Genomic DNA, 19,232 nt, shown 5'->3' on the forward strand with positions numbered 1-19,232 from the left:
CCGCCGCCAAGCAGGATGAAAATCCCGAGGCCAAAAAGCAGGCCCGCGCCCGTACAGGGCAGGAGTCCCCAGTAGGATTCCGAGCAGCATGGAGCCACGCCGCGGCTCAGGGGACGGCTCCCCGGGTGGGGGCGTGTTTTGCGGAACATCGGGGTCGTTCCCGCTCATGCTTGCCGGCGGCCCGGGGCCGTCTGGCCTCAGGGCTGGAACCGGTAGCCGATGCCGGCTTCTGTCAGCAGATGGCGGGGATTGCCGGTATCGGGTTCGAGTTTGCGTCGTAGCTGGGCCATGAAGACTCGGAGGTAGTTGGAGTCTTTGGCATAGGCGGGGCCCCATACGTCGGTCAGCAGTTGCCGATGGGTGATCAGTTTTTCCGGATTCCGGACCAGGATTTCCAGGATTTTCCACTCGATGGGTGTCAGCCGGACGTCCGCCCCGTCCCGGGTGACCCGGTGTTTGGCCAGGTCGACGGTGAAGTTGTCAGTGATGACAACCGGTTCGGGTGCCTGCTGGTCCGCGGACCTGCGCAGGAGCGCCCGGATGCGGGCCAGCAGTTCGTCTGGTCCGAACGGTTTGGTGAGATAGTCGTCGGCGCCGGCGTCAAGGGCTTCCACTTTGTCGTCGGAGGTATGCCGCGCGGAAAGCACCAGGATTGGTGTCCGGCTCCATTCCCGCAGTTCCTTGATCACGGTGGTGCCGTCGATATCCGGCAGGCCGAGGTCCAGGATTACCAGGGCCAGCGGGTTTTGGGAGGCGGCCAGGAGCGCTGACCTTCCGTCAACGGCCGTGCTGACCGTGTATCCGTTGGTTTCCAGGGCCAGTTTTAGGATCCGCAGCAGGTGCGGGTCGTCATCCACTACCAGGACGCTGGTCATCGCTGCTCCGTCGGGGAGGTTTGAAGCGGCGGATTGTGGACGCGCCGGGTCAGGAAGGACTGGGGTACGAGGGGTGCTTGTTCATGAGCGTCGGTGCTCGGCGTGCCGGTGGAAAGCGGCAGCCGGATGACCATGGTCAGCCCGCCTCCCGGGGTCTGCTCGGCGGTGAGGGTGCCGCCCATGGCCTCGGTGAATCCTTTGGCCACGGCGAGGCCAAGGCCAACGCCGGTGGTTTGGGGTATGTCATCGAGCCGTTGGAACGGCCGGAACATTTCGAGAACTCTTTCTGCCGGGACGCCTTGGCCGTGGTCAATGATGCGCAGTTCACCTGCCGGTCTTCCGGCCAGCGTTTCGTTGCTGAGCCCGCCGGTGCTTCCTGCGACCGCGATGTCTGAGCCGGGTGCGTATTTGACGGCGTTTTCCACGATGTTGGCAATCACGCGTTCCAGCATGCCTGGATCGGCTTCAATTTCGGGCATGTTGGGTGGCAGGTCGATGCGCACCCTGCCCGTGGGGATGGAGCGGAGGGCTGCGGGAATGACCTCGTACCAGCGCAGGGGGCGCAGGAGCGGCTCCCCGCCGGGGGTGCTGATCCTGGACATGTCCAGGAGGTTGCCCACCAGCTGGTCCAGCCGGTCTGAGCATTCGTCGATGGTCTGCAGCAGTTCGTGCTCCTGTTCCGGCGCGTAGTGCCGGCCCTTTTGCAGCAGCATCCCCACCGAGAGTTTGATCCCGGCGAGGGGCGTGCGCAGGTCGTGCGAGACCGCGGGGAGGATGGACGTGCGCATGGTGTTGCCTTCGGCAAGGCGCAGCACTTCGCGGCGGCTGTCCGCCAACTGCCGGCGCTCCATGTGCCCTGCGAGGTGGACGCCGAAGGCGCCGAGCAGCCTGCGGTCACCTGCGGGAAGCGCACGGCCAAACAGCACCAGCCGTGTGCTGGGATCGATCTGCTCAGTCGTTTCCGTGCCCGTGTCGGGCGCGGGCTGCCCGCGGCCGGAGCCCTTCGCGTCACCCAGCGCGGGAATTTCACCCGCGCTGGCAACCAGCTGCCAGTCCGCCGTCGCCCGTTCGCTTCCGTCCCCGGCGGTGTAAAGGGCTGCGCCGCGGACGCTGAAAACGTCCAGGGCCTGCTGCAACAGGCCTGCCACGCTGTCCTCCGACCGTGCGGCGCCCCGGGTGAGATCGGACAGCGTGGTGGCCTCGGACCGGGCCCGTGATGCTTCCTTGGCGCGGCGGGCCGAGAGGTCGACAACGACGGCGACGGCGGCCGACACAGCCACGAACACCAGCAGCGAAAACACATTTTGGGGGTCGCTGATGGTCAGGGTTCCCACCGGAGGAGTGGAGAAGTAGTTCACCAGCAGGCTGCTCCACAGGGCAGCGAGCACGGCCGGCCAGAGGCCGCCCACCAGCGCAACCGTCACCGCGCCGGTCAACTGAACGAGTTCGGCCGTGGCCACGTTAGGTTCCGGGTTCAGGCCCAGGAGCAGTTGCAGCAGGATGGGCAGCGCGGCGGCGAGCAGAAAGCCCACGGTAACCCGGCGGCGGCCCAGGTCGCGTTCGCGCCGTCTGCCCGCCCCGCGGCCGACGAACGGGTGGGTCACCATGTGAACGTCGATGTCGCCGGAGTCGCGGACGACGCGGGTGCCGATCCCACCGCCCAGAAGTCCCCCAAAGATCCCCGCGATTCTGCCCCTCCGGGAGATGCCCACCACGATTTGTGTGGCGTTGACGCTTCGCGCGAAGTCCAGCAGTCCTCCGGCCGGATCCTCGCCGGACACGATGTGGTAGCTTCCGCCGAGATCCTGGATCAGCCGGCGCTGGGCCTCGAGGGCTTGGGGGGATTCGTGCACCACTCCGTCCGCGGCGCGAACGTGAACCGCGAGCAGGTCCCCGCCGTTGACCCGGTTCAGGATCCGGGCGCCACGGCGGATCAGGATTTCCCCCTCGGGACCGCCGGTGAGCCCGATGACCACCCGCTCGCGGGCCGGCCAGGTTGCCTGGATGTCGTTCTCCGCCCGGTAGCGCGCCAGGCCTTCGTCGACCCGGTCTGCAAGCCACAGCAGCGCGAGCTCGCGCAGGGCGGTCAGGTTTCCCATCCGGAAGTAGTTGGCGAGGGCCGCGTCGATCTTCTCCGGCGCGTAGATTTTCCCTTCACCGAGCCGCTGCCGCAGCAGCTCGGGGGAGATGTCAACCAGGTCGATCTGGTCCGCACGGCGCACCACCTCATCAGGCACGGTCTCCGCCTGGCGCACCTCGGTGATGGTCGCCACCACGTCGCCCAGGGAGGACAGGTGCTGGATGTTGACCGTGGACAGCACGTTGATGCCCGCGTTGAGCAGTTCATCAACGTCCTCCCACCGCTTGGCGTGGCGGCTGCCGGGCACGTTCGAATGGGCGTATTCGTCCACCACGGCGACGGCCGGGGCGCGCTGGAGGACAGCGTCCAGGTCCATTTCCTCGAATTCCGTTCCACGGTAGGGCAGGACCCGGGGAGGGATGCTTTCCAGGCCGGCCATGAGAGACCGGGTATCGGCACGGCCATGGTCCAGGGCGAACGCGATCACCACGTCCTCGCCCCGCCCGGCGAGCCGGTGGGCTTCTTCCAGCATCTCGTAGGTCTTGCCGACACCGGGTGCCGCCCCGAGGAAAATTCGCAGCGTTCCACGTGCCATGGCGCTATTCTTCCACTCCGCCTACGGGCCCTGGGACGGCCGCGGGGATGCGGATGCCAGGTCCAGGTTCAGGGCCGTGACGTTCACCGTCGGCTGTCCGAGGAACGCTTCCAGGCCGCTGCTGGTGTTCTTGTCCACCAACGCCTGCACCGCCTCCGCACTCATCTGGTGCGCGGCGGCAACGCGTGGCACCTGAAGCCGGGCGTACGCGGGGGAGATGCCGGGATCCAGGCCGGAACCGCTGGCCGTCACGGCATCAGCGGGAACATCGGCCGGCTGCACTCCCTCCGCAGCGGCAACAGCGGTCCGGTTGGCGTTGACCGAATCGGTCAGCCTGGGTTCGTTGGGGCCCAGGTTGGAGGCCGACGACGACGCCGGGTCCCAGCCGACGGCGGACGGACGTGCGTGGAACCAGGCAGGGTCCTGGGTGCCGGCGTCGGCCTTTACCTGCGAGATAAGTGCCGACGCCGCAGGTGCGCCGCTGCCGTCTTTGAGGATGGATCCGTTGGACTGGTAGGGGGCGATGAGCTGGCCCGCGCCGAAGACGGCGGCCGGGTAGGCGATCCCCAGGATCAGGGTTGCGAGGAACAGGAAGCGGATGGCAGTTCCGGCCTGCCGCAGATAGCCGATGAGGGAATTCATGGTGGGTCCTAGCCGATGCCGGGGATGAGGGAGATGAGCAGGTCGATGAGTTTGATGCCGATGAACGGTGCGATCAGGCCGCCAAGTCCATAGATCAGCAGGTTCCGGGCCAGGGCCCGGTTGGCGGTGATGGCCCTGTATTTGACGCCGCGGAGGGCCAGGGGCACCAGGGCGATGATGATCAGGGCGTTGAAGATGACCGCGGACAGGATGGCCGACGCCGGCGTGGCCAGGCCCATGATGTTCAGCAGCCCGAGGCCGGGGAACGTGGCGGTGAACAGGGCCGGGACAATGGCGAAGTACTTGGCCACGTCATTGGCCACGGAGAAGGTGGTGAGCGCGCCGCGGGTGATCAGCAGCTGTTTGCCGATGCCCACGATGTTGATCAGTTTGGTGGGGTCCGAGTCCAGGTCCACCATGTTGGCCGCTTCCTTCGCCGCGGGCGTTCCGGAGTTCATGGCCACCCCTACGTCCGCTGCGGCCAGTGCAGGGGCGTCGTTGGTTCCGTCCCCCGTCATCGCCACCAGCCGTCCGGCTGCCTGCTCCTTCTTGATGACAGCCAGTTTGTCCTCGGGCGTGGCCTCGGCCAGGAAGTCGTCCACCCCTGCCTCAGCCGCGATGGCTTTGGCGGTGACCGGGTTGTCTCCGGTGATCATCACGGTCCGGATCCCCATCCTCCGGAGTTCAGCGAAGCGCGCCTGCATCCCGGGCTTGACCACGTCGGCCAGGTGGATGGTGCCCAGGACCCTTGCGCTGGTGCCGTCCGCCGAGGCGACAAGCAGGGGAGTGCCGCCTTGGGCCGAGATGTCCTGGACCTGCTGCTCCACCTCGGCGGGGGTGCCGCCGCCCATGCCGGCCGCGAACGCCCCGACGGTGGAGGCGGCGCCCTTGCGGATCATCCGGCCGTCCAGGTCAACGCCGCTCATCCGGGTGCTCGCCGAGAACGGGACCACCGCCAGCTGGGCGTTTCCCCGCTCAAGGTCTGCCAGGTCGGGGCCCTGCACGCCGTGCTCGGCTGCCAGGTCAATGATGGAGCGCCCCTCCGGGGTTTCATCCGCCAGGCTGGAGAGCCGCGCCGCTTCAATCAGTTCGGTCCGGTCCACACCGTCAGCCGGGTGGAAATGCACCGCGCGCCGGTTGCCGAACGTAATGGTGCCGGTCTTGTCCAGCAGCAGCGAGGTGATGTCGCCTGCCGTCTCCACGGCCCTTCCCGACGTGGCCAGGACGTTGTGCTGGACCAGGCGGTCCATCCCGGCGATGCCGATGGCCGGGACCAACGCACCGATGGTAGTCGGAATGAGGCACACCAACAGGGCAACGAGGACAATGGGCGACGGCGCCGCGCCGGCCAGGGCAGCGAAGGGCGCCAAGGCCATGGTCACCGCCAGGAACACGATGGTCAGGGACACGAGCAGCACATGCAGGGCAATCTCATTGGGCGTCTTTTGCCGGACTGCGCCTTCGACAAGCTGGATCATCCTGTCGATGAAGGTTTGTCCCGGTTCCGCGGTGATGCGGACCACGATCCGGTCCGACAGGACCCTTCTACCGCCTGTCACCGAGGACCGGTCGCCGCCGGACTCCCTGATCACCGGCGCGGACTCGCCCGTGATGGTCGATTCGTCCACGCTGGCCAGGCCCTCGATGATCTCGCCGTCGGAGGGGATCACGTCACCCGCTTCACAGATGACCACGTCATTGAGCCGCAGTTCCGTGGCGGGAACCTGCCTGGTGCCCCCATCCGGCAACCGGAGCCGGGCCTCGAGGCCCTTGCGGCCCGCACGCAGGCTGTCCGCCTGGGCTTTGCCGCGCCCTTCGGCGATGGACTCGGAGAGTGTGCCGAACAGCACGGTCAGCCACAACCAGGCCGTGACGGCAATGCCGAACGCGGATGGCCGGAACACGGAGATACCGGTGCACAGGGCGGCGCCCACCAGCACTGTAAACATGACCGGCGAATGGACCATCTGGCGCGGCGCCAGTTTCCGGACGGCGAGAGGCAGGGCTGAGATCACCGAGGAGAGCGTGAGCTTCGCAGGTGCCTTGGTGTGGTGCTTGTGCTCTCCGGGGGTGCCCAGGGGTTGCCGTCGGCGAAGGTCTGGGTCGCTGTGCCGGGATGGGTGTCCATGATGGGCCGGGTCATTTGAGGAGTCCTTCTGCGAGGGGGCCCAAGGCGAGGGCCGGGAAGTAGCTCAGGGCGGTCAGAATGACCGTTACGCCCAGCAGCAGCGAGCCAAACAGCGGGCCGTGGGTGGGGACGGTGCCGGCGGAAGCGGGAACCTTGCTTTGCCGGGCCAGGGACCCGGCGAGGGCCAGGACCAGGGCTATCGGCAGGAAACGGCCGATCAGCATGGCCACGTCCATCATGGCCGAGAGATACGGGCCGGAGGTGGTGATGCCGCCGAATGCGGAGCCGTTGTTGTTGGCCCCCGATGTGAAGGCGTAAAGGACTTCGCTGAACTGGTGTGGTCCCGTGGCCGGAGCGTTGGACGTGGCGTCGGGGAGCAGGACGGTGATCGCAGCAAGGGTCAGGACCAGCAGCGGTGTGACCAGGATGTAGAGGGCGGCCAGTTTCATCTGGGTGGGCCCGATTTTCTTGCCGAGGTACTCCGGCGTCCGGCCCACCATGAGGCCGCCGATGAACACCGAAATGATGGACAGGATCAGCAAGCCGTACAGCCCCGAACCGGTTCCACCCGGCGCCACTTCGCCCAGCATCATGTTCACCATCGCCACGCCGCCGGCCAGGGGAGGCAGGGAGTCGTGGGCCACGTTTACGGCACCTTGGAGGTCAAGGTGGTGGAGGCCGCAAAGATGGCACTCGGAGCGCCGCCAAACCGGCTTTCGAAACCTTCGCCCAGCCCGCCGGCCGCCGCCGTCGCCGTTCCCTGCGCGGAGGCCACCGCCCAACCTGTCAGCGCAGTGGAGGTCAACCAGAGCACGCCCATGACCCCGGCCACGGTGAAACCTTGCTTCTGGTCGCCCACCATCCTGCCGAATGTGTAGGGCAGCGCTGACGGGATCAACAGGAGCAGGAACACCTGGAACAGGCTGACCAGGGCGCTGGGGTTCTCAAACGGATGGGCCGAGTTGGCGTTGAAATAACCGCCACCGTTTGTGCCCAGGATCTTGATCGCTTCCTGGGAAGCCACCGGGCCACCTGGAATGACCTGTGAAACCCCCGTGGCGCTGTTAGCCACATCGGTGGCGGCGAAGTTCTGCACCACGCCGCCCACCACCAGCACCAAAGCCGCGATAAATGCCATCGGAAGCAGCACCCGGAACGATGTCCTGGCCAGGTCCACCCAAAAGTTTCCCAGCCGGTCCGTTCGCGTACGGGCAAGGCCGCGGATCAGCGCCACGGCCACGACAATGCCTACGGCCGCGGAGAGGAAGTTCTGCACCGCCAGCAGGAGCATTTGCACCACGATGCCCACCGTTGACTCAGGGGCGTAGGTCTGCCAGTTGGTGTTGGTCACGAAGGAAATGGCCGTGTTCATGGCCACCCATGCATCCACCCCCGGCAGTGAAGGCATGCCGGGCAGCAGCCCCTGCGCCCGCTGCAAACCGAAAACAGCCAAAACTGAGACGGCAGAAAACACCAGGACGCTGCGCAGGTATACAGGCCAGGTCTGCTCAGTGCCGGCGTCCACCCCCGCCAGGCGGTAGAACAGCCGCTCGGGCCGGCTGGAGCTGCGGCCCTCGAAGACGCCGGCCAGGTAGATGCCCAGCGGCTTGTGCACCCCGGCAAGGGCAATGACCAGCGCGGACACCTGGACGAGAAACGAAGCCGTGTTAAAAACCACCGACCGTTCACCACTTCCCGGGGTTGATCAACGCGGCCAGCAGGTAGCCGAACAAGCCCAGTCCTGCCAGCAGCAGGATCAGCCACATGAGCGCATCAGCATTCACTGGGCGCTCTCCGCTCCATCTCGCCCGGCCACGCCGGTCAAAAGATGACCTATCCACATCACGAAGCCCATGCAGGCCACAAAAATTCCAACTACGGCCACGTCAGCCATCAGGATTCCTTTCGAACACACCCCGACGAGGGGATGCTTCCAGTCAAGACCCCGACTGAGCGCCAAAGTCTGGGCCTAACGAATCCTTAACGCCACGGCCGGCATTCTTAACGCAGTCCTAACGGGCATGGCAGTCGCCGCCTTCGCCGATGACAAAGCCATTCCTGGTCTCCTGAGTCCTAGAATGGCGTGAAGGCTTGATCCCGCACCACTGACCGAAGGGTTCATCAGCGTGAGTAATGAAAATGTAACGCCGGCCGCCACCACTGCGGCCCGTACCCTGTTCCGTGCCGCGCTTGGCGGTGTGCTCGTCGCACACGGGTCGCAGAAACTCTTCGGTTGGTTTGGCGGCGGCGGTATTGAGGAGACCAGCAAGGGCATGGATGCCATGGGCTTCCGCCCTGCGAAGACCAGTGCCATGTTGGCTGGTCTCGGTGAAGCGGGTGCCGGGCTGGCGCTTGCTCTGGGTTTCGCCACGCCCGCGGCCGGGGCGGCCGCTGCTACCACCATGGGGGTGGCGGCCAGTGTGCACGCGCCGAACGGCTTCTTCGCCATGGACGGCGGCCTGGAATACCCCGCAGTGCTCGGGCTCGCGGCCACGTCCTTCGCGATTGGGGGACCAGGGCGGGTTTCCCTGGATGCCCTCACCGGTCATGTTCTGGACAGGCCGTGGATGCGGGCAGTCGCCGTCACTGCCATACCGGTGGCTATCGGTATCCAGATCTACCGTCGCCGCCAGGCCCTTGCTGCAGACCACGCGCCTGCATCGAGCGCCACGCCGGCGGAGGACGGGTCCTCTCAACCGGCCTGAACCAGCATGCCGGTGCGCCACGCCGGCCCCTCCCTTCTAGCGGCGTGATCCGGCTGCAGTAGTTATCAGGCAGCACGGCAGCCCGGTTGGCACTGGATTCTTGAAGGTCACGGCTACTCCTTGCGCGTCGTAGCCTCACCAAGGGTGGGCCGTCCCCGCCGGAGTTTTCCGGCAGGAATACCGGGCCAAGTCTGACCCTCGTTGTATTTGCGTTGGAGTCGCTTGACTTCCTCCATCGTCGCGGCAACCACGAGATCAGAGAGCGAGGCGTACCCTTCCCCGGGTCCGGCGGCCTGAAGGGCCGCCCGGACCTGGTCAGCCTGGTCGGCGGTGAAATATGGGTTGATGTGAGCAGCCGATTTCGCCTTTGGAAATGAACACGGTCCCCACTCGGTCGCCCCCGCGGGGTTAGGTTTGGGCTGGCGTGTCCCCGGCTCTTGCTCGGAACGACGTACCACCTGGGCGGGCGGCGTGTATTGCAGGGCGCGCATCGCTTCCCTTACTTTCTCGCGGGTATCCGGAGCGACAACGTCCGGCTGGTTGAGGACGTTGGAAACGGTCGCCACTGAGACGCCTGCTGCCACGGCCACATCTGCCATGCGTGCTGTAGTCGGCAATTGGTCTCCATCGTGAGTTTTTGATTGAGAGCCGGTCGTAAGAACGGCCGGTAAGGCGGAGGACCCGAGTGTCCGGCCCTCCGCCTCCCGATGCTCCGACAAGTTAGCCCTTGCCGTCCTGCTTCGAGGCCTCAAGGAGGACCCGTACGTCCCAGGCCCCCAGCTCGATCTTGGTGAGGCTGGTCTTCTCCGCATCGAGCAGGTCGTCCATGGAAGCCGGCGCGGCAATCGTGGCTGGTTCCCAGCCCCAGTTGTGCACGAAGTGGAGACGGCCGCCGTCAGCACTTGTCGCGGAGTGGACGGTGACAGTCTCGGGCAAGTCTTCCCAGCCTGAGGCGTTTTCCGGGGCCAGCCAGCGCACCAGGTCCGCCGCAAGTTCCGTATTGGGCAACGTGCCGACGCTGGTGATCCTGCCGGCCCCCGCCGTCGTCGTGGTGATGGCAGGGTAGCGGCCAAATTGCGGATGGACGTAGCTGGCAAGGGCTGTGCCATTCTGCTGCTCGAGGTAGTCGATCCACTGGGTCGCGAGGCTTCCCGTTGAAAGATGGAATCCTTCCGCCGCTTCCAGTTTGAGCGGGTCGGCGAGCTGTGAGAATTCCTGGTAGCTGACCCCTGCTTGTTCGGCGAGGCGGGAAGGTTTGGTTTCGAGCCGGGCCCGGGCTTCATGGTCCGCGTACGCGGTGCGCATTCCCAATACGAGGTGGCCGCCCGCTTCGGCGTAAGCCCGCAGCCAGTCCAGGAGTTCGTCGTCCGCAATGTACAGGCCCGCGGCAATCAGGACTGGCAGTTCCTTAGCCACGTGGGCAGGGTCCATGCTCTGGCCCTCCGTGCCGGTGATCTGGCGGTCGTGCAGGATCCGAACGGGAGTTCCCGCCCGGAAGGCACCCTGGTAGAAGGCTTCGAAGATCTTCTGGTAGGAGCGTTCGTCTCCCGTCATGGGCGGCTCGGACAGGAAGCAGGGCTGGCCGGCCAGGCCCCACTTGGAGTCGTTGGAGTAGATCATGCCCACTTTCGCATCCGGTGTGAGGCCGACCAAGGCTTTGTCTGCAGTTTTGAGCTCGGCTCCGAGCTGGGCAAGTTCCCGATAGACGCGTCCGGGTTTCTGGTCGTGTGGAAGGACACCGACCCAGTAGGTTTCAGCGCCGTAGTGGTTGGTGGCCCAATGCCAGTATTCGATCATTTCGGCGCCCCGCGAGATGAACGCATAAGCAGCCTGTCGCCACTGCCCGTCAAACGCTGGGTACTGCATTGCTGATCCGCCGATTGCTCCTGCGTTGGTCTCGGTAACCAGGAATGGTGCCTGCTTGGATGAGTACATACGGTCACCGCTCTGGAAGAGCGTCCAGGCGCCGCTGGTCGCCCACCCCTGGGGTGAGCTTTTCGACGGCGGGATGGCGAACGCGTCCTGCATGGCGTAATAGGGGTTACCGGCCGTGACGTCGAAATCCCGGGTCATGTCCTGATCGTGCTGCGAGGGACGGTCGTACGCGATGCAGGTGGTGACAAACTGCTCCGGGGTGGAGTACTCCCTCACGATGGCGGCCTGCCATTGAAGGAATTCGGTGGTGAGCCGCGCTTGAAACCGGCGCCAGGCCAGATCGTATTGCGGTTGGGCGTTGTTGTCCGGTGTCCAGAGGTCCGCCCACGTGGAGAGCTGATGGGACCAGTAGACCAGGCCCCATTCCTTGTTGAGGTTCTCCACCGTTCCGTACTGGTGCCGGAGTTCGTCTGTAAAGCGTTGGAAGACGCCGCGGTTGTGGAATGCGAGGAGGCCCGGCTCGTTGTCGACCTGGTAGCCGATTACCGCCGGGTGCGTCGCGAAGCGTTGGACGATTTTGCGGATGATCCGTTCGGCGTGGAATTTGAAAGCGGGATGGGTGTAGTCCACTTCCTGCCGGGCACCCCATCCCAGTTGCTGGCCGGTCTTCGGTTCTCCTGCGATTTCCGGGTAGCGGCGGGCAAGCCACATCGGAATGGCGTAGGTCGGGGTACCCAGGACCACGGAGATGCCGCGTTCGTGGGCTCCGTCCAGGACCGGGGCCATCCATTCCAGGGCAAATTTGCCGTCCTCGGGCTCCCATTGGGACCAGGTGGATTCACCAACGCGGATGACGGTCATGTTGGCCGCTGCCATGAGGTCGAGGTCCTCCTGAAGACGGGGGGAGGGCTGGTATTCGTGGTAGTAGGCGGCGCCGAAGAGTACTTTGCGGGGTCGTTCAGTCATGGATTTTAACTTTCGTGGAGGAGGAGGGGTGCGTCACGCTTTGACGGCACCGGTGCCGAGGCCGGACTGCCAATACCGCTGAAGGAACAGGAACGCGGCCATGAGGGGGAGTATCGAGACCAGTGACCCGGTGATGACGGTGGAGAACAGTGCCTGGGATCCGGAACCGGCTGCCGATGCTGCCTGCCATTGGGCAAGTCCGACCGGAAGAGGGAACAGTTCAGGGCTGTTGAGCATGATCAGGGGGAGGAAGTAGTTGTTCCAGGAGGCGACGAGTGCGAACAACAGCACCGTGATCGAGCCGGGTACGAGGAGCCGGAGGACGATTTGGAAGAAGATGCGCATTTCACCCGCCCCATCGACGCGGGCGGCTTCGATGAGTGAGTCCGGGACTGCGTCGGCGGCGTAGACCCTCATGAGGTACACGCCGAACGGGCTGACAAGGGACGGCAGGATTACTGCCCAGGGGGTGTTGGTCAGGTTTGCCCCGGCGAAGAGCAAGTACGTGGGGATGGCGAGGGCCGTCATGGGAATCATCACGGCGCCCAACACGAGGGTGAACATCGCGTCACCACCGGGGAACTTGTATTTAGCGAAGGCGTACCCCGCGGCAGTAGCCAGAGATGATGCGCCCAGGCCACTGACGACGGCGTAGACCAGGCTGTTGATCATCCAGTGGATGAAGACGCCGTTTTGGAAGGTGAAGACATTGTGCAGGTTTTCGGCCAGGTTCATGTGGGAGAACCAGAGGCCGAAACTGCTGAACAGGTCTTCGTTTGCCTTGGTGGAGGCAACGACGAGCCAGAAGATCGGCAGGAGGAAATAGACCAGGCACAGCAGCATGGCGACGGTCAGGAGCGTGCTCCGGCCCGAGCGTCTGTGCCGCGCCGGCGCCGTAGCCTGGGTTCCTGTTGCGGGTCGGTCGGCGACTGTAGCCGTCATAATGCCTTTTCCCTTCTGTTCGCGGTCAGTTGAACCCCATAGCTGACGGCCATAATCACGATTCCAAGCAGGAAGGCGATGGCCGCTGCATAGTTGGCATCCTGGTTGACGAAGGAAAGCTGAAAGGCGTACATGTTCGGCGTGTAATCCTGACCGATGGCTGCGGGGGCGATCACCCGCAGGAGGTTCGGTTCATTGAAGAGCTGGAATGATCCGATGACGGAGAAGATCGTGGTCAGCAGCAAGGCACCTTTGATGGCGGGTATCTTGATGGACCACGCCACCCTCCACTCACTGGCGCCGTCGACCCGTGCCGCCTCGTACAGTTCGGCGGGGATGGACCTGAGGGCCGCATACATCACGATCATGTTGTAACCGACGAATCCCCACGTCACGATGTTCATGATCGAGAAAAGGACGTTACCCCCGGCGAGGAAGTCCGGCGCCGGAAGCCCAAGAGACTTGGCCAGTTGCGCGAAGGGGCCGAAGTCTTTCCCGTAAAGGTAACCCCACATCAGTGTGGCGATCACGCTGGGAATCGCGTACGGCAGGAACACCCCGAGACGAATGAACTTTTGCAGGCGCAGCATCCCGCTGTCCAGGATGAGGGCGAAGAGCAGCGACAGGCCAAGCATGACCGGAACCTGGATGACAAGGAACAGCGCCATACGGCCGACTCCACTCAGGAAGGACGGGTCAGTCAGTGCGCGGGCGTAGTTGTCCATGCCGACAAACGAGATGCCTCCGATGAGTTGCTTCTTGAAGAGGGAGAGATAGCCTGCATAGCCGAGAGGTACCGCGACCATCAGAATGAAGGTGACCATGAAGGGCATGGACAGCGCGTAGGCCGCCACGTACTGTCGCCGCCGCGCGATGTTCGCCGTCTTCCTGCGCGGGGTCCGCTGTGCTTGCCGGGGAGCGGTTTCAGCTTGCAACGGTGAAGCCCTGTCCCTTGGCGTATTGCACCAGGTCATCCTGCCAAGCGGACAAGGCCGCGTTGAGATCGCCCCGGTCGCCGATGGCTTTGCCCATGGTCTTGTCGTAGCTGCTGGCGGCGTAGTCGTTGAACGGCAGGAACTGGAAGCCCTCCTGCACGGTCGAAGCGATGTCAGTGAACTCCTTGTTGACCTTCTGGCCACCGTAGAAGCTTGCTGCGGCATCCGCGAAGGCGGGGTTCTTGAGGGTTTTCGTCGACGGCGGGAACAGGAACTGTTCGTTGGCCAGGGTCAGTGCCGCCTTGTCATCGGTGTTGACGAAGCGGGCCAGCATGGCAGCGGCAATGGGGTTCTCGCTTGACTTCAGGACGGCGTCGGTTGAACCGCCGTAGTTGCCGCTGGCGGCCTTCGAGGGGTCCCACTGCGGCAGTGGTGCGGCGCGCCATTTGCCGGCCGTGCTCTTCGCGGTTCCCTGCAGGAAGACCGGGCCCCACGCACCTGTCAGCCATGCCGCGTACTTTCCGTTGTTCAGGCCCTGGTACCAGGCGTCGGCAAAGTCGGGCTCGTTACCGATGTTCCCGGAACGGAAGAGATCGTTCCAGTAGGCGGTGACCTTCTTGCACGCGGCGTCGCCGGTGAGGTTGATTTTGACGTTCTTTGTTCCGTCGTATGAGAAGGGCCGGCCCCCGGCCTGCCAGAAGAGGCCCAGCATGTTCGCCTCGGAGCTGGGTGCCCAGTTCACGAGCATGCTCGATGGGTTCTTGCCCCGATAGTTCGAAACTGCGGCCGCGAAGTCGTCCCACGTCTTGGGGATGGCGATTCCGGCGGCCGTGAACAGGTCCTCGCGGTACAGCATCCCCATGGGGCCGGTGTCCTGCGGAACGCCGTAGATACCCTTGCCACCGGGCGTCACGCCGTCCCAAACCCAGGCCGGGTAGTCGGCCTTCAGGTCACCGATGCCGTACGGGGACAGGTCCAACAGGTTGTCTGTAAGGGTGAACGAAGGAAGTTTGTCGAACTCCATCTGCACCACGTCCGGTGCACCCTTTCCAGCCTGTATCGCTGCCCGCAGCTTCTGGTAGTGCGCCCCGCCCTGGCCGACGTTCACTACCTCGACTTTGACGGCAGGGTACTTGGCCTGGAACAGGTCGACTTCTTTTTGGATGTCCGGCACCCACGTCCAGAAGGTCAGCTTCGTGTCCTTTTTCATTGCCGCATCAATATCAGCCTGGGATACGGGGGAGGAGGGGCCGCCCGACGCCGGGGACGTCCCACCGCCACAAGCGGTGAGAGCGCTAACACTTAGCGCAGCCAAAGGGAACGCGGCCAGGATGGAGCGACGTGAAATATCTCGTGACATGACTTCTGCTTTCTATTGGGAGGGTGACGTGGGTGCGGCAGCTCGCCCGTAAGGTCGGCGCGCCGCTGCGCCAGTGAACGTGGGTGGTGTTCGTTCCTACGGGAGGTGGTGAAGCTGACCAGTCAGGCCAGACTGCCGAAGTAGGGTGCGGTGGATGCCCGCACGATCAGTTCGGTGGGAAGGTGAATGCTGGTGTCTTCCGCCTCGCGTCCCTCAATAAGATGAATGAGTTCGCGGACGGAACGTTCTGCGACGGAGGAAAAGTTTTGGCGAACCGTCGTGAGGGGAACCATTTGGTAGGCGGCTTCGGGAACGTCGTCGAAGCCGATCACTGATATGTCATTCGGGATGCGCATGCCCTGCTCGGTGAAGGCGCGGATGGCGCCCATCGCCATGTGATCGTTGGCGACAACGATGGCAGTCGCGGCCGCCCGATCGAGGGTCAGTGCCGCTTCGTATCCGGACTTGGGTGACCAATCACCTTCAAGGAGGGGGCCGGGGTTTAGTCCCAGGTCCTCCACTTCCTGCAGCCATCCGTCGCGGCGCTGGGCTGCTGAGTCCCAACTAAGCGGTCCGGCAAGGTGCGCAATCCGACGATGCCCGGAGTCGTAAAGATGGCGGACGGCAGTCCTCGTGCCTGCCACCTGATCCGAGTCGACCAGCACGTACTTGGCTGACTCGGTCGTTATGGGGCTGGTGGTGACCAGGGGCATGTCAGTCAGGGCGGACGCTTCGAGATGGAGGGCTCCCGCCACACCGGAAACAATCACTCCCTCAACGCCACGCACCATCAGATAATGAATGGCTTCTTCAAGTTGCGCCTCGGACGCCTCTCTGACCGTGGTGAGTGTCAGGCCGTAGCCGGCCTTCCAGGCAGCCTGTTCCAGGCTGAACAATCCCGCGGTGGGCCCGTAAAGAGAGCTTGCGGTTGCGATTAGCCCGATTTGATGGGTCCGTTGCGTAACCAGGGCACGGGCAGCTGCGTTCGGGCGATAACCCAAGGCCGCCACCGAACGCAGGACCTGGGCGCGGACCTGGGGCCGCACATTGGCTTCGTTGTTGACGACGCGGGACACCGTCTTGGCGGAAACCCCGGCATGAGCTGCGACGTCCGCAAGTCGGGGCAACGCCTGTTTTGCTGCTTCTTTCGGTGATGCTCCGACAGCGCTGTCATTCATGAGTGTGATCTAACTCGCTTACTGACAGCGCTGTCAATGATAAGGCGACTCTTCGTGACCCATTCGTTATAGTCCGACGTTGCGCGGATTTCAAGGAGGTGAGTGGCGCTGGCTCCCGGCACGCCGGCGTCGGTGCACTCGGGACCCTCTCCACCTTCCGGGTCGAAGCATGTCAGGGCAAAGAAGCCACTACAGGAGTGCTCCCGTGGGTTTGTTCTGTTGCGGGTCTCGATGTTGCGGAACCAGGTGCTTCGACTGCACCTTTCAGTTCGTCCAAAGTCGGCGGGTTGGCTCCGGCTCGCTGTACGGTGATGGACGCCGCTGCGGCTGCAGTGCGTCCCAGCTGCTCCAGGACAGCAGGGGCGAAGCCTTCAGTTCCGCGGGTGAGGAGACCAAGGATGAGCGCGGCCATGTAGGAGTCCCCGGCGCCAATGGTGTCCACGACCGAGGTCCTCACCGCAGGGATTGTGACGCCTGCGGCAGCGGAGGTGAATTGGGACCCTTCGGCCCCTTTTGTTATGACCGCCAGGCCTGAGCCGAGCCGGAGGATATGGTCGGCAATTTCCTCAAGGGTCTTCTTGGGATAGAGCCAGTGGGCGTCTTCGTCGCTGAGTTTCACGACGTCGGTCAGGGATACGAGTTCTTCGAAAATCCCTTTCGCTTCTGCATGGCTGCCCAGCAACGAGGGACGGATGTTCGGATCGTAGGTCACGGTGCACTGTGCGTGGGCTTGTTCCATCAGGGCTTTGACCACGCCCGCCCCCGGGTCCAGGAAGGTGGCTATGGAACCCGTGTGGAGGATTCTCGGCAAGCAGGCAGGCGTTGCTGGTGGCAGTTCCCAATGGATGTCGAAGTCGTACTCCGCGGAGCCGTCAGGCCCAAGGATTGCTGAGGCCGTTGCCGTGCGCGCGAGAAGCTTTGATCCCGGCAGGAGGGTCACTCCTGCCCGGCGTAGGTGCCCTTCTATCAGCGTGCCGCGTGCATCCGGGGCGATGGCCGTCAGCAGCCCGGTGGCGACGCCCAAAAGCCCTAGGCCGTAGGCGACGTTGGCCGGCGATCCACCGGGATGCTCAACCTGGCCGTCCGGAGTGGTGACCACGTCGACGAGTGCTTCGCCGACAACCAGGACGTCCAGGAAGCGTTGGGTGTCATGGGGAGTTGTTTTGGGGTTTGCCATGATCTTCTCTCCGGCAGGTGATGGTAGGGGAGCGGGCAGGCCATTCGGCGGCCGATGGCAGAATGGCCTGCCCGCAGCGTTTTGCGTTGGGCTATGGCAGCGCGCTGATTTCGTTGATCGTGAGGTTGCCGAAGGTGGCAGTTCCCTCGCGTGCGTAAAGACGGATGCCATTGTCCCCGTCAAGGGGGAACACCCGGTGTGAGTGCACTACCCGTCCGTCTCCTACGAACAGTTCGACGCTTGTCCGGTCAACGAGGATACGGAGCGTTAGGCGCCCTGCCGAGGGGTCGAAGGGCGTCTGGCTTTCCCCTCCCGTTGGGTTGATGGTGGGTCGCCGGTTCACGTACACGAAGGGGCCGCGGAGGAATGCGCCGGCTGCGACGTGCCGGCCCCCGCCGGCTGCACGGCAGATCTCAAGGCCAACGTTGGCGGGCGGGCTGGCTGGATCCCACCTCAGCTCACAGTTCAGGTCATAGGCCAGTGAGTTGATATCGAGATCCCGGGTGCCGGTGACAGTGACGTCACCGAGGCGGTGGCTTTGCTTAATGTGGTCGCTCAGGCCGGCTGTCGGGGCTGAGACGAGGTGGTAGCTGGTGCCTTCCTTCTTCAGCCGGACATCGCGCACGATCATGTCGTCGCCGTTGTATGCGTCAGTCGCCAGGGTCGGGGTGTTGTGGGGGTAGTCCCAGAAGTTCGCCCATCCGAGCGCCCGGCGCAGGGTGGCATCCTCTGCTCCGGAGGTGTCGTGGTGGGGGTAGGTGACTGCTCCGTAGAAGTCATAGCCGTAGTCCAGCCATTCCGGCTCGGCCTGGTCGGGAACAAAGGAGGTGCCGTTGAATGACCCGATCCAGTATGCGTAGGTTGCGGGCAGGCCGCGGCCTTTGCCGTTGGCGCTGGTGCCGAGGACCCAGTGCGAAGTACCGTCGTCGGCGGTCATTTGAAAAAGGTCGGGGCACTCAAGCAGCCCCAGATCAGTGCGGATGAACTCGCCGACCCGCTGCCAGGAGCGCAGGTTGGGGGATGTGTAGAAGCCGAGCTTCTGCCCTTCGGCGTTGACCATGAACCACTGACCCCGGTCGGCGTCCCAGATCACTTTGGGGTCGCGGAAGTCCTGTACTCCGGGGTTGGGCAGGACCGGGGCCGGGTCACCGGGCTGGAACGAGCGCCCACGGTCCGTGGAGTACCAGAGGTATTGGGCCTGGCGGCCTTGGGGCGCCTGCGTTACGAGGGCAATCACGGCGTTCTCGCCGTATCCGGCAGTGTTTCGTTCGTCGATGACAAGGCATCCTGACCAGCAGTCGCCGTTGTCGTTGCTGAACTTTGGAATGGCGACGCCGCGGTCGCGGAAGGAGACGTGGTCGGTGGTGGTCGCGCGGCGCCACGATGTGCCTCCACCACCCTGCAGGTAATCGCCGTTGTAGAGGTAGTAGTAGTGGTATTCGCCATCGATGTAGATGGGCCGCTGGGGGTCGTTTTTCCAGTTGTCGGGGACGCTGAAGTGATAAGTCGGGCGCATGCGGGTCGGTCCTTTAAGGGGCGGCTTGGCCGGAGTGGCGCTTGGGGTCTCTGGTGGTGCTGCTCCTGCCGGCTGGGCCAGCGAAGCTGAGAGTGCGAGCGATCCTGTGAAGGCAACCGCTCCACTTCCGGTGAGGAGGGCACGCCGGGAGACAGGGGGTAAATTTTGCATGGGTTCCCTTTCGGTAGACAGCTTCGGTGCTGCTACAGCATGGATATTGATGTTTTCGGGCAGCGCAGGGCGGTGCTGCTGTCGTAT

The 19,232-nt window shown here is 64.3% G+C and carries 14 protein-coding genes and 1 pseudogene; 1 reads left to right on the forward strand and 14 read right to left on the reverse strand.

Annotated features, from left to right (window positions below):
• Positions 1 to 197 precede the first annotated feature (197 nt).
• From AB0280_RS01915 to AB0280_RS01940, 6 genes and pseudogenes are all read right to left on the reverse strand, one after another.
• Positions 198 to 875, reverse strand: coding sequence for a response regulator (locus tag AB0280_RS01915; RefSeq protein ID WP_307489943.1), 678 nt, complete (start codon positions 873 to 875; stop codon positions 198 to 200).
• Entirely contained in the window at positions 872 to 3,550 is a 2,679-nt protein-coding gene (locus AB0280_RS01920; RefSeq protein ID WP_366366101.1) for a DUF4118 domain-containing protein, read from the reverse strand. The genes AB0280_RS01915 and AB0280_RS01920 overlap by 4 nt, the downstream gene beginning before the upstream one ends.
• Positions 3,551 to 3,571: 21 nt before the next feature.
• The gene (gene kdpC, locus AB0280_RS01925; RefSeq protein ID WP_307489947.1) at positions 3,572 to 4,192 is read right to left on the reverse strand and encodes a K(+)-transporting ATPase subunit C; all 621 of its coding nucleotides are present in this window, start codon (positions 4,190 to 4,192) and stop codon (positions 3,572 to 3,574) included.
• An 8-nt stretch (positions 4,193 to 4,200) separates the two neighbouring features.
• A complete protein-coding gene (gene kdpB, locus AB0280_RS01930) occupies positions 4,201 to 6,159 on the reverse strand; it encodes a potassium-transporting ATPase subunit KdpB (RefSeq protein ID WP_307490279.1) in 1,959 nt (652 codons plus the stop codon).
• Between the two features lie 172 nt (positions 6,160 to 6,331).
• Positions 6,332 to 7,998: pseudogene (kdpA, locus tag AB0280_RS01935) on the reverse strand (potassium-transporting ATPase subunit KdpA).
• Positions 7,999 to 8,005: 7 nt separating this feature from the next.
• Positions 8,006 to 8,104 carry a potassium-transporting ATPase subunit F gene (locus tag AB0280_RS01940; protein WP_307489949.1) on the reverse strand — a complete coding sequence of 33 codons (99 nt, stop codon included), beginning with the start codon at positions 8,102 to 8,104 and terminating at the stop codon, positions 8,006 to 8,008.
• Between the two features lie 342 nt (positions 8,105 to 8,446).
• Between AB0280_RS01940 and AB0280_RS01945 the strand changes: the two genes are divergently transcribed.
• A complete protein-coding gene (locus AB0280_RS01945; RefSeq protein ID WP_307489951.1) occupies positions 8,447 to 9,025 on the forward strand; it encodes a DoxX family protein in 579 nt (192 codons plus the stop codon).
• A 113-nt stretch (positions 9,026 to 9,138) separates the two neighbouring features.
• Here the strand turns inward: AB0280_RS01945 and AB0280_RS01950 are convergent, their stop codons facing one another.
• The 8 genes from AB0280_RS01950 to AB0280_RS01985 all read right to left on the reverse strand — a co-directional run bounded on the left by AB0280_RS01950 (position 9,139) and on the right by AB0280_RS01985 (position 18,974).
• Positions 9,139 to 9,837: a ParB family protein gene (locus AB0280_RS01950; RefSeq protein ID WP_366366102.1), complete on the reverse strand. Its 699-nt coding sequence runs from the start codon at positions 9,835 to 9,837 to the stop codon at positions 9,139 to 9,141.
• Positions 9,746 to 11,866: a beta-galactosidase gene (locus AB0280_RS01955; protein WP_307489955.1), complete on the reverse strand. Its 2,121-nt coding sequence runs from the start codon at positions 11,864 to 11,866 to the stop codon at positions 9,746 to 9,748. The genes AB0280_RS01950 and AB0280_RS01955 overlap by 92 nt, the downstream gene beginning before the upstream one ends.
• A gap of 33 nt (positions 11,867 to 11,899) precedes the next feature.
• Entirely contained in the window at positions 11,900 to 12,808 is a 909-nt protein-coding gene (locus tag AB0280_RS01960; RefSeq protein ID WP_307489957.1) for a carbohydrate ABC transporter permease, read from the reverse strand.
• On the reverse strand, positions 12,805 to 13,743 hold the full coding sequence (locus AB0280_RS01965) for a carbohydrate ABC transporter permease (protein ID WP_224025969.1): 939 nt from the start codon (positions 13,741 to 13,743) through the stop codon (positions 12,805 to 12,807). Before AB0280_RS01965 ends, AB0280_RS01960 begins: the two co-directional genes overlap by 4 nt.
• Complete coding sequence (locus tag AB0280_RS01970; protein ID WP_307489960.1) at positions 13,733 to 14,953, reverse strand: ABC transporter substrate-binding protein; 1,221 nt, start codon at positions 14,951 to 14,953, stop codon at positions 13,733 to 13,735. Before AB0280_RS01970 ends, AB0280_RS01965 begins: the two co-directional genes overlap by 11 nt.
• A gap of 272 nt (positions 14,954 to 15,225) precedes the next feature.
• Positions 15,226 to 16,281 carry a LacI family DNA-binding transcriptional regulator gene (locus tag AB0280_RS01975; RefSeq protein ID WP_307489962.1) on the reverse strand — a complete coding sequence of 352 codons (1,056 nt, stop codon included), beginning with the start codon at positions 16,279 to 16,281 and terminating at the stop codon, positions 15,226 to 15,228.
• 172 nt (positions 16,282 to 16,453) lie between these two features.
• Positions 16,454 to 17,458, reverse strand: a complete 1,005-nt coding sequence (locus AB0280_RS01980) for a carbohydrate kinase family protein (RefSeq protein WP_307489964.1) — start codon at positions 17,456 to 17,458, stop codon at positions 16,454 to 16,456.
• A gap of 91 nt (positions 17,459 to 17,549) precedes the next feature.
• Positions 17,550 to 18,974: a glycoside hydrolase family 32 protein gene (locus AB0280_RS01985; RefSeq protein ID WP_307489967.1), complete on the reverse strand. Its 1,425-nt coding sequence runs from the start codon at positions 18,972 to 18,974 to the stop codon at positions 17,550 to 17,552.
• Positions 18,975 to 19,232: the final 258 nt, after the last annotated feature.

This window comes from Pseudarthrobacter sp. 902506025, assembly GCF_040702325.1.
Classification (GTDB): Bacteria; Actinomycetota; Actinomycetes; order Actinomycetales; family Micrococcaceae; genus Arthrobacter.

Coding starts and splice junctions, on each gene's coding strand:
- AB0280_RS01915 (WP_307489943.1), bottom strand. CDS start 875: ATGACCAGCGTCCTGGTAGTGGATGACGACCCGCACCTGCTGCGGATC.
- AB0280_RS01920 (WP_366366101.1), bottom strand. CDS start 3,550: ATGGCACGTGGAACGCTGCGAATTTTCCTCGGGGCGGCACCCGGTGTC.
- kdpC (WP_307489947.1), bottom strand. CDS start 4,192: ATGAATTCCCTCATCGGCTATCTGCGGCAGGCCGGAACTGCCATCCGC.
- kdpB (WP_307490279.1), bottom strand. CDS start 6,159: ATGGTCCATTCGCCGGTCATGTTTACAGTGCTGGTGGGCGCCGCCCTG.
- AB0280_RS01950 (WP_366366102.1), bottom strand. CDS start 9,837: ATGCGGAGAAGACCAGCCTCACCAAGATCGAGCTGGGGGCCTGGGACG.
- AB0280_RS01955 (WP_307489955.1), bottom strand. CDS start 11,866: ATGACTGAACGACCCCGCAAAGTACTCTTCGGCGCCGCCTACTACCAC.
- AB0280_RS01960 (WP_307489957.1), bottom strand. CDS start 12,808: ATGACGGCTACAGTCGCCGACCGACCCGCAACAGGAACCCAGGCTACG.
- AB0280_RS01970 (WP_307489960.1), bottom strand. CDS start 14,953: ATGAAAAAGGACACGAAGCTGACCTTCTGGACGTGGGTGCCGGACATC.
- AB0280_RS01975 (WP_307489962.1), bottom strand. CDS start 16,281: ATGAATGACAGCGCTGTCGGAGCATCACCGAAAGAAGCAGCAAAACAG.
- AB0280_RS01980 (WP_307489964.1), bottom strand. CDS start 17,458: ATGGCAAACCCCAAAACAACTCCCCATGACACCCAACGCTTCCTGGAC.
- AB0280_RS01985 (WP_307489967.1), bottom strand. CDS start 18,974: ATGCGCCCGACTTATCACTTCAGCGTCCCCGACAACTGGAAAAACGAC.